Raw genomic sequence first — 11,409 nt, 5'->3', positions numbered from 1 at the left:
AATATGCTTGTCGAAAAATCCACTCAACTGATTGAGTTATCTCAAAAAAGAATTAATCTTCAGAGGTATGCAACTAATCTTCAAGGCTTTCAATCTCGACAACAACAAATCGAGCAAGCTGTCGCTGGAACTCTACCTCTCGTTCAATGTTTGAGAGCTTTTCATCAAAGAGGACTTGCTAATTTTGCTTTAGCTCAAAAAGCAGATACCCTACTGATATTTATTACGGATGTTGAGGCAGAATTTAAAGCAGATCCTGAGTGGATCATAGACAATAAAAATTTTAACAAAAAGAATTTCACTACTAGGATAGAGCAATTGCAAAAAGCTCTAGAAGACCAATTGAGTCAAGCTTGGCAGTGCTATCGAAATCAAAATAAGCCCAGCACTAATCATGAAATCCTGAATTTATTGGATAAAGTTTCGGCATTTAAGCCAACTGTTCAACGGATTAGAAGTTTAGATTTGCAAATTCGGGAGTCTAACTCAATTCCCCAAAGCATTGAGGATTTTGAGAAAGTCGATCGGCTAATTGAGCAATTAAAGCAGTGCTGGGATGGCTTAAATGCTGATGAGGTTCCTGAAGCAGTGCTTCGTTTTCTGAGAGTTGCTGCTAATGAGGGTGCTACCCTGAGTCTTTTAACGCCAGAGGTAAAAGATTGGTTGGCTAAAAACCGTCTGATTGATTCTTTACGAATTCGCTTGACTTAATTATGTTATGTTCGATATTTTAGACTGCATTTTCTAACGTACAAACAAAGTAGAATTTTAATAGATTAGATTCTAGGGAACGGTGAGGGCGGTATTGTTGGTGCAACTCCGCAGTTGAGAAGTTGTCAATAATTTTGAGTTGGAGTTCTTCAGTCAAAGTTTCAATATTTTCAAATCCAGTAATCCACGGCGCATACATACTTTCGTATTTATCGATGTAATCATTGATATCTTGGTAGCCCGTGGTTCTTGCAATCACCTTTTCCGACATATAATCAAAGGACAACTTGAAAGATTTAACATTGTCGCGAATTTTTTCTAATACAAATATGACATCTTTCTTGGCAAGTAAGGTAGTGTTACCTTCCCATAAAAAGTATGTAGCTTGCTCAAAATCAAAATCGTTCTGTTTCAGCAAAGCGATTAAATCATCTTGCACGTAATCGCCGGGAATGTAGCGGACATTGGCTGTAACTTTGTTAGCTTTGAGAGTTGAGGCTTTTAATTCAAGTGTCGCGCGATCGTCTATTTCCCAATAAGCCACTGATTCTCCATTCATTCTCGCAGCGCGAGTATCCAAACCCGATCCTAAAATCACGACTTGCTTGCAGCCTGCTAAAATTTGATTTGACAACACATCGTCAAAATATTTAGTACGCAACTTAATCATTTCTTTAGCCGCCGGAGAGTTTTGAGCTATTTCGCCCGCAATTCTTTTTGTTTCCTCATTCAGCCAAATTTTGACTACATTGTCGGTGTAAAGAGGAGCAGTTTCTGCATTTTCTTCTGCTCTAAATTCTGCGACAACAAAAGCAGTTGCTGTTACATTCTTACTCATTGCTCATTTTCCCCCTTAACTATTAGATATTTCCAGAAAGTCCTTTCTTGAACAGGCAAGATGCCTGTTCCACAAGAATTATTGGATGGATCTATTGATTTCTCGCATCTGCTAAAGTCTGATTGTTCGCCTCAGCATCATCATGCAATTCTGCTTGATGAATTTTATCGGGAATCAGCCCTTCCGGCCGCACGATCATCATCACAACTAAAGTTAAACCGAAGAGAAATAAACGCATTTGAATCGGGTCTAAACTGGTGGCGAGAAAGTCTGCTAACTGCGGAATTGCTATTCTCGGCAACACAAAAGTATTCATAAAACCTTTGAGGACTTGGGCGAGTTGGGGTAGATAAAGCCGATCGGCAGACATGATAATGATACCGCCCAAAATCACGCCTGTCATGTTGCCCAAACCGCCTAAAATCACCATGCACAGGATGATGACGGAGACTGAGAAATCGAAGACGCTGGGAAAAATGGCGCTGATATAAGCTGCGTAAAATGCGCCTGCAAACCCCGAAAATGTCGCTCCCATTGCAAAAGCCGAAAGTTTGGTTTTGACGAGGTTAATGCCCATGGCACTCGCTGCTAATTCATCTTCGCGCATGGCATTCCATGCCCTTCCCAAACGGGAATCTTGCAGCCGCGAAATCATGAAATATGCGAAGACAACTAGCAGCAAAATTAGGTAGTACCAGGGAAAGTAGTTACCGGTGCTGAATGTGCCGACGATCGGGAGAGATGGACGCCCGATCGGGTTTATGCCTGCTTCGCCGCCGGTGAGGTTAAAAGGTCGATCGCACCCAACGAGACAAAGCACCAATTCCGGCTTACCCAAAACAGCAGCGACTATCTTCGAGATTGGTTCGTCGATGCGAATCGCGGTTAAATTTCTAAATACCACCGGAATAATTTCACCAAAGCCGAGGGTGACGATCGCCAAATAATCGCCCTTGAGTCGCAGTGTCGGAATACCGAGGATAACGCCCGATAGGCCAGCTACACCAGCGGCGATCGGCAAAACCACCCAAAAATTCCAAGCAATATTTACCTGTCCCGAAGATAGCAAAGCCGTGGTGTAAGCGCCGATCGCAAAAAACGCCGCATATCCCAAATCCAACAAGCCCGCAAAACCCACAGTAATATTCAAACCCAGCGCCAACATAATAAAGATTTGAATCTGTACTACCGTAGCAATCCAGCCGGTCTTAGCCTCAAGATCGATAAACGGAAACAGAATTAAGATAAAAGCTAATGTTACCAGAGTAGCCTGTCGCTGGCGTTCTCCCTGCAAACCCTGCAAAGCGCCCATTAACGTAGCTGTCAAAATTGCGATCGTCAAACTGCAAATTCCGTGCAGTAAAGTAGTCGGCAAATCCACCGCAGATTGACCAGAAAAAGGTCGAATCACAACTCCTTCGAGGACGCTAGCAACTAACAGCCAAACTCCCAATCCCAATCCGGCTAAACTGCCAATTGTCGCACCCATTTTCGGGTTGTAAACTTTCTGTTCCTGACCAGCCATAAAGCCTGCGGCTGTGCCCATCAGCCAGCCGATGACGGTGCCGCTCCAACCGCCGAATAGGATGACTGTCAAAGAGGCGATCGCTCCTAGAATACCACTAGATTTAATTGCTTGGATTATTTTGTTTGACATAGAAGAAGGAAGAAGGAAGAGGGAAGAAGGAAGAGGGAAGAGGGAGTGATATCAAATTGGGAGCGGCTATCCCTCGGTTTGAAACCAGGGAATATTTAATGGGGCTACTGTATTGCAATCAATTGAGAAGTGCTACTGTACAAATAAACATAAATTTTAATTGTATCTATCGACACAACATTAAGTATTTTTTCAGTAATATAACTTAGCACGATCGCGGACTATTTTTTATCTTGAATATAAGATAATATACTTTAAGCTTTTGCTACACAGGTGCACGACACCTAGCCTGCTTGCTCTTCTTACATAATTTTCCTGCCTAGTATGCACAATAATCCACGAATTATCCACTTAACCGAGGTTTCGGCGACCGATTTCCCCACTTCCGACAACTACAGGTACAAGTGCCGCGTGCAGATGCTCTCCGATGAGGGACAACCTTTGTTGCAAAAGGATTCCTTTAGCCGCAAGCAACCAAGCTGGTTATTGGATCTGAAAAACAACGGAGACTGCACGATCGCCATTACCCTATGCTACCGGGAAGGAGATATTACTCTGCCCTGGCAGGATGCCGCAACGGTCACATTGGCGACGCAGGATTACCTCAATGGTGAAACCAGCGCCGAGTTAGAATTTCCGATCGCCAACTGGAATCTAGCACCTCAGTTGAAGTTGAAAACTCGCCTTACCCAAAGTACCAGTGACGTAAGTAGCAGCACGCTGACGCTGTTGGGACATTCGGGAAATCGTCGCCTCCACGCGCCAGCAAGTCAGAGCAACGGCCAAAATGAATTCGAGATGCCCGAAGCGGTTCCCCTCACACCGCAAGAGGAAGTAATTGTCAAAGACGTTTGGAACAAGCTGCGGGCGTGGAAAGAATTGCAAATGGAAAAGTTCTTGAAGCGCCTCTTGCTGGAGGCTCCAGAACTAGAGTACATCTTTGGGGATGCCCTCGACACCGTAAGCGACTACTTTTTTGAGTTGCTTGACTGTTGCGTACATCAGCTTCAGCCTTATACCCAGAACGTGATTTCGGAACCTCTGATGGGGGTGCCGGCAGAAAAAGGTGATAGCTTCGATAATGTTCAGGATTACGGAGCGCTGTTTGCCGATATGGGGATGCGTCCTCATCACTGGTTGAAAGCCCGGCAGGTGTGGATGTGGATGTTGCCGTCGATTCCGTACCTAGAAGAGTACGATCGCGAAAATCTAGCAAAAGGAACCCACTCCGCTGTTTACCGATTTTTCAACACCGATGTGATTGTCCCAATGGTAGAGGCGATGCGTCGCTACGAAGAGGCAATGCTTCCAGATGTCAAGCAACGCATGGCGGATTCTTTAACCATCCTCAGACAGAATACGCAGCAGATTGGAGAGGCATTTTTTCAAACTCTATTTGAAAAATACCCGTTCATGCTGCCTATTTTTGGACGGACAAACATGGATTATCTGTCCTTGAACCTGTTTGAGGTATTGGAATTTTTGGTTAACTGCTTCCACGGCGGCAGTAGAGACGAACTAATTCAAGATCTCCGCGTGTATATCTTTAATGAGATTGACACAGACGGGACTGGAACAATCTCTATTGAGGAACTCATCGATTACTCGCGCAAGTCCGGGCTATCCATCCCCATCAGCGAGTTGAACGATCTGTTTGCTCGCGTAGATGTCGATGGTAGTGGCGAGATTGACTTTGATGAATTTGAAGAGTTGATAGTCCAGCAGTTAGGAACCCAGGTGAGTATTGATGATATACCCTCCTGCGCCTATGCTGGTATGGTACAGGTATTGGTGCTCATACTTGAGAAGTATGTGCCAGACTTCACCCCTGAGTTAGGGCACGCATGGCAGACGTTGTTCGATCGCGTTATTAACGTGATGAAGTTGCCCAAGCTGAATGAGGAGCGATTTCTCAAAAAAGCCAAGCAGTATTTGAAGCAGATTGCTACCGAGCAAGAATGGGAACCGGAGGATCAAGCGCGGCGTTGGGTAGAAATCCAAGAGGAAGTGAAAGCCACAGGCACTTACACCCACACCTACGAAGAATTAGCCTATGGGGCACAGTTGTCGTGGCGCAATGCTTCCAAGTGTATTGCTCGAATTCAGTGGAATAATATGGTGGTGCGCGATCGCCGCTATGTCACCAACCCCGACGAGATGTTTCGCGAGTTAGAAGAACACCTGCGATACGCCACGAATGGGGGCAATATTCAAATTACGATGACCGTCTTCCGTCCCAAACAGCCGAAGGAACGCTGGGGCCCACGCGTCTGGAATTCCCAATTGATTCGCTATGCCGCTTACGAGCAACCGAACGGGAGTATTATGGGCGATGGCGCCAACTTTGAGCTCACCGCAGCAATCTTAAAACTCGGCTGGCAACCACCGGAACCACGCACACCCTACGACATCCTCCCCCTAGTGATTGAAGTCCCAGGAATGGAACCGAAATTCTATGAGTTTCATCAAGACGATGTACTGGAAGTGGAAATTGAGCATCCCACAATTCCAGAGTTCAAGTCCCTCGGCTTTCGGTGGTATGCCATCCCAGCCATCAGCAACTTCCGCATGGACATCGGCGGCATTACCTACGCCTGCCTTCCTTTCAATGGCTGGTACATGGGTACCGAGATTATGCGGGATTTCTTGGAAGATTGGCGCTACGACAAAACGGAGGACATCGCCAAAGTTCTCAAGCTGGATACCAGTTCTGAGCAAACGTTGTGGCGCGATCGCGTAGCATTAGAACTCAACATCGCTATCCTATACTCATTCCAAAAAGCTAAAGTTTCGATGGTGGATCACCAGACTGCCTCCAAACAATTCATCGCCCACGACTTGCGCGAAAAGAAAGCAGGGCGCGAGTGTCCGGCAGATTGGGGTTGGGTCGTACCACCCTCTGGAGGGAGTACCTGCCCAGTCTGGCATCACCAGATGCGCGACTTTTACCTAGACCCTGCCTATCACTATGGAGCCGATCGATGGACAGTGGAAGACGGCATTGACCTGGAAAAATTCATCACTACTACCGACGAGGACGACAACAAGCAAGACCGCATCCTGATTCTCTACGCCTCTGAAACAGGTACAGCCGAAGGCTTTGCGCGGAAAGCCTCCCGTCAACTCCAGCGCTACAAAGCGAAAGTGATGGCCCTCGATGAATACAATACCGATACCCTTGCCTCTGAAAAGCTCCTCCTAATCGTCACCTCCACCTTCGGTAATGGCGAAATCCCCGGAAACGGCCAAAAATTCCTTCAGTGGTTGAAGAAACAGCCTGCGGGTTCCCTCAGTGGGTTGAGCTATTCCATCCTCGGCATTGGCAGTACCGTTTACGAACACTTCTGTGCTGCGGCAATTTCGGTAGATAAAACACTCGCAAAGGCAGGGGCTAACTGCATTGTGCCGTTGCATAAAGGGGATGAAATTAAGGGACAGGCAGACACCTTCAAACAGTGGCTGGGACTCATCTCCCGCGTTTTAGGTGAGGATGTCACCTCCGCAGATGCCACAACCGCATCCGCCCCAAAACTCAACGTTACCTTCTTAAATGAGGCAGAAGCGGCAACCGTTGCCCCTCTAGCCGTGAGTGGAGATAAAGCCATCGAAGTTCCTGTCGTCGCAAATCAAGAACTGCTCCAAGAGGTGATTCCTGGTAGTCGTTCTACTCGTTATATCATGTTCGATATTTCCGATAGCAATTTGCAATACGAAACCGGCGATCACGTTGCTATTTATCCTTGCAATCCACCAGAATTAGTACAGCGGTTGTGCGATCGCCTTTCAGTCACCCCTAATACCTATTTCACAGCTAGTTACGTAACACCAGATGGCACTCAAATAGAAGACCAACCCCCCATTGCCGTCCCAACAACCGTAGGTCAGGTTTTCTCCGAAGAACTCGATCTAGCTTTGCGGGAACCCTTCAACGAACTGCTTACCTACCTGTACTCCGTAGCCCAAAATCCCCAGGAGAAACATCGCCTAGAAACCTGGCTGGAGATTCTCCGGCAGGTAGACGACAATGCCGACAGCGTTTTGCTCAAGAAAACGATCGCAGACAACTTCATGAGTGTTCTCGATCTATTTGATGAGTTTCCCTCAGCAGAGATTACCCTCGCCACCCTACTAGAGTTGCTGCCGAAGCAAAAGCCACGCCTATACTCGATTTCCTCCTCTCCCTTGCTCCATCCCCAGCACATACAAATCACCGTTGGCGTGCTGCAAATCAAAACCGACGCAGGCAAAGTCCGTCAAGGACTCTGTTCCAACTACCTAGCTGGACTGGAACCCGGAGCGAAGGTTCGCATTGGTGTCCGTACTTCTAGCTTCCGTCCGCCTAGCGAACTCGATGCACCGATGCTGATGGTGGGACCTGGTACGGGAGTCTCTCCGCTGATTGCTTTCCTTCAGTACCGAGATGCCTTGTTGCAGCAAGGACAACCCTTGGGCGATGCTACCTTATACTTTGGCTGTCGCAATCACAGTGACTTCCTCTATCAGGAGCAGATGCAGACGTGGCAGAATCAAGGTGTACTTTCGGGCCTGGAAGTAGCATTCTCCCGTCTTGGCGACCAAAAGCTGTACGTGCAGAACCTCATGCAGCAAAACTCCCAGGATGTCTGGAAGCTGCTGAGTCATCCTAAGTGTCACTACTACGTTTGTGGGGATGCGAAGATGGCGGATGATGTGTTTGAAGTGATGCTCTCTATTGCCAAAACCGAAGGCGGTTTATCTCACATCGAAGCCGCCGTGTTCTTCGACAATATGAAGCAAGAAAAGCGTTTCACGAGCGATGTTTGGGGCGTGCAGTTGAACTTCAAACAAGCTATCAAACAGGTGCAAAAAGATAACTACTCTAAAGCCGAAGGGTGGCTAATTCGGGTGCAGCAGTCAAGTGACAGTGAAGCACCAGTCAAGGAATTGGCGCAACCGCTAACTGTCTAACATTTGGGACTGTTAGCATTAACAAAAGGAGCTGGAAGCGAGAAGACTTCCAGCTCCTTTTGTTAATTTTGTTTGAATTGATTGATATCAATTCCGGTTGCACCGGAATGATTGTTGACTGTTGACTGCTGCGATCGCTTCTGGATTTGCAAGCGTATATTTCAGGCGATCGCAAATCCGGTATGCTTGCGTACTTCAGGCGAATGAAACGCCAAAACAATGCAGTTTTCAGGAACACCACCCTCCAGTAATTCATCAGTAATGCCGTCTTCCATACCATCATAATGAATCCAGAGTTTACCGTTGCGAATTTCAACGTGAATGAGGCAATAGTGGAGTCGCTTGTGCCCCTCCCAGCCTTCAGTCATCAATAAAAAATCATTTCGGTCTTCGCTGACAATGACTTTGTTATTAATCTCGGCGTAATTGTAGGGTAGGCTGGCATAGTACGACAGGATTTTATAAATCAACTCACGGTATTCATCTAGTTTATCCATCTGGTAACAACCTCCTGAATAGGATCGATAACGATAATTTTCATTGCTCTATCCTCAAGTACGACTTGCACGATATCCTCCTGAAAGAAGCTGGTATAAATCTCTTCAGTAATGGCTAGGTATAGGGCGCGATATGGCTCTCTTTTAGAGAGTATTTTTAAGTACAAACTGTATTGTCCGATCGCATTTTCCCAATCTTTGACTAGAGACTTGCCGACAAAACTTTTGATTTCAACTGCAATTTTTTGTCCCTCGCGTTCGGCTGCTAGTAACTTTTTAGCTCCCAAATCCACAAACACACTGCGCGAACCAAATTGCAGAGTCAGAGGATCGTCTGTAATTATCCACCCATCCTTTTCTAAAGCAGTCCTTATTTGATAATGATAAATGTCTTTTGCCATTTTTTCAACCCTGCACCTTTAAACCTTCTCCTGAACATTCTCACCCAACAAACCGCCCGGCCGGAAAGCCAAAATCACCACCAAAACTCCAAACACCCAAGCATTAGTCCAGCGACTCGACAAATACTGATCGCTCAAAGACGACAACACCCCAATCAAAACCCCTCCTAACATCGCCCCGACAATATTGCCAATCCCCCCCAAAACAGCCGCCGTAAAAGCCCTCAACCCCGCCGTAAAACCCATCGTAAACACGATCGTATTATTGTACAAACCGACCAAAATCCCAGCCGAACCAGCCAAAGCCCCACCAATCAAAAAAGTCAGAGCAATAATCTGATCGACATTAATTCCCATAATTTTAGCAGCATCGCGGCTTTGAGCAGTTGCCCGCATCGCCTTTCCCAGACGAGTGTACTGCACAAACACATGAAGCAAAACCATTAATACCAGAGCCACCACCAACACAATTAAATCTTTTGTAGTAAATACAATACTTGTTTGAATTCCCATAGCTTTGAGAATATCAACTCGCGGCAACAAATCGGGGAAGCTTTTCGGAGCCGCCGAATTAGAACCCATCACCGGAATAAAAGCTTTCAATCCTCCCCAAAATAATCCCAGATTTTGGAAAATAAAAGAAACCCCGATCGCCGAAATTAACGGAGCCAAACGAGGAGCATTTCGCAAAGGACGATAAGCATACTTTTCGACCACAATATTTAGTCCAGCACAAAACACCGAACATACAACCAAAGCGACTAACATCACCGGTATCGCAACACTTAAAGGTGCGCCGTCTTGAATCCCAAAAGCCCCGAAAACAGTCAGCGAAGCAAAAGCACCCAACATATACAAATCGCCGTGAGCAAAATTGATCAGCTCAATAATGCCGTAAACCATCGTGTAACCCAAAGCAATAATTGCAATCAGCGCCCCGTTGACCAAACCCACTAACAACTGTTGAATCAACACTTCTGGGCTGCGGACTATTTCGCCAATAATTTTCGGTAAGTCAAATCCTGCGATCGGGCCTAACAACAAAACTATATACGCTACACCTATATATAAGAGAATACTTTTCCAGTTTTTCATAATTATTGGAATTGGGAATTGGGAATTGGGAATTGGGAATTGGGAATTGGGAATTGGGCATGGGGAAGTTCTACTCGTTCCCAGGCTCTGCCTGGTAACGCAGATCCGGAGGCTCTGCCTCCAATTTTTATACTAGAAAAGCGAGACAATCTTCCTACTAGAAAAGCGAGGCAATTTTCCTGGTATAAGAGCGAGGCAGAGCCTCTAGACATCGGTTCCCAGGCAGAGCCGGGGAACCAGTTAACCAGTCAACTGACAACAGTCAACTGACTAATTATTCAGTCTTAAGTGCACTCACAAATTCCCACTTACCAGCTTTAACAACATTTCCTGACATTGTAGTCAAGCTAGTATCACCATTAGCATCAAAACTCCAATTGCCAAGTACGCCGTTAAAATCTTTAGTTGCCAAAACAGCATCGCGGATAGCCGCGCGGTCATTTTTGCAAACCTTATTAATTGCGCCGATAATCACCTTAGCAGATAGGAGGCAAACCACCAAAAGTAGCATAAACTCCTTCAGCATCTTTGCCTCCGGCATCAATTAAAGCTTGTTCTTTAATGCCATCCGGGCCCATGAATTTGACTGCTTCCGGTGTCATCCCAACATTTCTCATGTCTTTAATGATTTGTCCAGCATTACTTTGAGTAGTGCCACCAAAGTAAATCATTTCTGGATTTAAAGCTTTGATCTTATTCATTAAAGCTTTGTAATCACTGGCTTTGATATCAATTCCTTCGCGGCCGAGAACTTCAATTCCCGCAGCTTTAGCAGTTGTTTCAAAGATGTCAGCAATACCCTTGCCGTAGAGTTCTTGGTCGTCTAGGATGTAGACTTTTTTAACTCCTAAAGATTTCGCCCAATTGGACGCTACAGCACCTTGAAGGTCGTCTGCGGGGACAACACGGGCGAAATTGCGAGTGCCTGTAGGGTAATAAACATTGGGTTCTTTGGCTTCGCCTTTTCCTGGTTTTGTCAAGCCCGGATAGGTCGTGGCGGGACTCACCATCGCTACATTAGCTTGGTTGAGGACGGGAATGGAAAGTTTTGCCGCACCTGAGTTGTAGTGACCGATCGCACCAACTACCGAACCATCCGCTGCTACTTTGTTAGCATTCGATGTGACTTGGCTGGGATCCCATTTGCCAGCCGCAGCAGTCGCGTCATCGAGAATCTCGTATTCGATTTTGATTTTGCCATCGCAGGCTTTAGAGTCGGTTTCGGCAAGGGCTTGTTTGACACCGTTGACCATTGTTTGAGCT

General features: G+C 46.2%; 10 protein-coding genes. 3 read left to right on the top strand and 7 right to left on the bottom strand.

The window, feature by feature from the left end; all coding sequences use genetic code 11:
• The first annotated feature begins 3 nt into the window (after positions 1 to 3).
• Positions 4 to 711, top strand: coding sequence for a hypothetical protein (locus JGK20_RS13590; RefSeq protein ID WP_293181697.1), 708 nt, complete (start codon positions 4 to 6; stop codon positions 709 to 711).
• Between the two features lie 19 nt (positions 712 to 730).
• Here JGK20_RS13590 and JGK20_RS13585 read toward each other — a convergent pair whose 3' ends face one another.
• Both JGK20_RS13585 and JGK20_RS13580 read right to left on the bottom strand, forming a co-directional pair.
• Positions 731 to 1,549 carry a class I SAM-dependent methyltransferase gene (locus JGK20_RS13585; protein ID WP_293190843.1) on the bottom strand — a complete coding sequence of 273 codons (819 nt, stop codon included), beginning with the start codon at positions 1,547 to 1,549 and terminating at the stop codon, positions 731 to 733.
• Positions 1,550 to 1,640: 91 nt separating this feature from the next.
• Positions 1,641 to 3,146 (bottom strand): branched-chain amino acid ABC transporter permease, encoded by a 1,506-nt coding sequence (locus tag JGK20_RS13580; RefSeq protein WP_293204311.1) that lies wholly within the window; start codon positions 3,144 to 3,146, stop codon positions 1,641 to 1,643.
• Between the two features lie 384 nt (positions 3,147 to 3,530).
• Between JGK20_RS13580 and JGK20_RS13575 the strand changes: the two genes are divergently transcribed.
• Positions 3,531 to 8,153, top strand: a complete 4,623-nt coding sequence (locus JGK20_RS13575) for a nitric oxide synthase oxygenase (RefSeq protein WP_293230804.1) — start codon at positions 3,531 to 3,533, stop codon at positions 8,151 to 8,153.
• 161 nt (positions 8,154 to 8,314) lie between these two features.
• On the opposite strand, the gene JGK20_RS13570 is transcribed toward JGK20_RS13575, so the two are convergent.
• From JGK20_RS13570 to JGK20_RS13560, 3 genes are read right to left on the bottom strand one after another with little or no spacing between them, the layout of a single operon-like run.
• Positions 8,315 to 8,650 carry a XisI protein gene (locus JGK20_RS13570; protein WP_293181693.1) on the bottom strand — a complete coding sequence of 112 codons (336 nt, stop codon included), beginning with the start codon at positions 8,648 to 8,650 and terminating at the stop codon, positions 8,315 to 8,317.
• Positions 8,638 to 9,051: an element excision factor XisH family protein gene (locus JGK20_RS13565; protein ID WP_293181692.1), complete on the bottom strand. Its 414-nt coding sequence runs from the start codon at positions 9,049 to 9,051 to the stop codon at positions 8,638 to 8,640. Before JGK20_RS13565 ends, JGK20_RS13570 begins: the two co-directional genes overlap by 13 nt.
• A gap of 18 nt (positions 9,052 to 9,069) precedes the next feature.
• Entirely contained in the window at positions 9,070 to 10,146 is a 1,077-nt protein-coding gene (locus tag JGK20_RS13560; RefSeq protein WP_293181691.1) for a branched-chain amino acid ABC transporter permease, read from the bottom strand.
• A gap of 18 nt (positions 10,147 to 10,164) precedes the next feature.
• On the opposite strand from JGK20_RS13560, the gene JGK20_RS13555 reads away from it, so the two are divergent.
• Positions 10,165 to 10,416 (top strand): hypothetical protein, encoded by a 252-nt coding sequence (locus tag JGK20_RS13555; RefSeq protein ID WP_293181689.1) that lies wholly within the window; start codon positions 10,165 to 10,167, stop codon positions 10,414 to 10,416.
• Positions 10,417 to 10,420: 4 nt separating this feature from the next.
• Here JGK20_RS13555 and JGK20_RS13550 read toward each other — a convergent pair whose 3' ends face one another.
• Both JGK20_RS13550 and JGK20_RS13545 read right to left on the bottom strand, forming a co-directional pair.
• Positions 10,421 to 10,657, bottom strand: a complete 237-nt coding sequence (locus JGK20_RS13550; protein ID WP_293230801.1) for a hypothetical protein — start codon at positions 10,655 to 10,657, stop codon at positions 10,421 to 10,423.
• Positions 10,623 to 11,409, bottom strand: a 787-nt coding sequence (locus JGK20_RS13545; protein WP_293230798.1) for a branched-chain amino acid ABC transporter substrate-binding protein, incomplete at its 5' end; no start/stop codon positions are given. The genes JGK20_RS13545 and JGK20_RS13550, both read right to left, overlap by 35 nt.

The sequence above is a fragment of the Microcoleus sp. PH2017_05_CCC_O_A genome, assembly GCF_020738785.1.
Classification (GTDB): domain Bacteria; phylum Cyanobacteriota; class Cyanobacteriia; order Cyanobacteriales; family Microcoleaceae; genus Microcoleus.
This window is presented reverse-complemented; position numbering and strand designations above follow the sequence as displayed.

What these genes read in the sequence shown, in the direction of transcription:
- JGK20_RS13565 (WP_293181692.1), bottom strand. Translation starts at nt 9,051, where the DNA reads ATGGCAAAAGACATTTATCATTATCAAATAAGGACTGCTTTAGAAAAG.
- JGK20_RS13590 (WP_293181697.1), top strand. Translation starts at nt 4, where the DNA reads ATGCTTGTCGAAAAATCCACTCAACTGATTGAGTTATCTCAAAAAAGA.
- JGK20_RS13570 (WP_293181693.1), bottom strand. Translation starts at nt 8,650, where the DNA reads ATGGATAAACTAGATGAATACCGTGAGTTGATTTATAAAATCCTGTCG.
- JGK20_RS13560 (WP_293181691.1), bottom strand. Translation starts at nt 10,146, where the DNA reads ATGAAAAACTGGAAAAGTATTCTCTTATATATAGGTGTAGCGTATATA.
- JGK20_RS13575 (WP_293230804.1), top strand. Translation starts at nt 3,531, where the DNA reads ATGCACAATAATCCACGAATTATCCACTTAACCGAGGTTTCGGCGACC.
- JGK20_RS13585 (WP_293190843.1), bottom strand. Translation starts at nt 1,549, where the DNA reads ATGAGTAAGAATGTAACAGCAACTGCTTTTGTTGTCGCAGAATTTAGA.
- JGK20_RS13550 (WP_293230801.1), bottom strand. Translation starts at nt 10,657, where the DNA reads ATGCTACTTTTGGTGGTTTGCCTCCTATCTGCTAAGGTGATTATCGGC.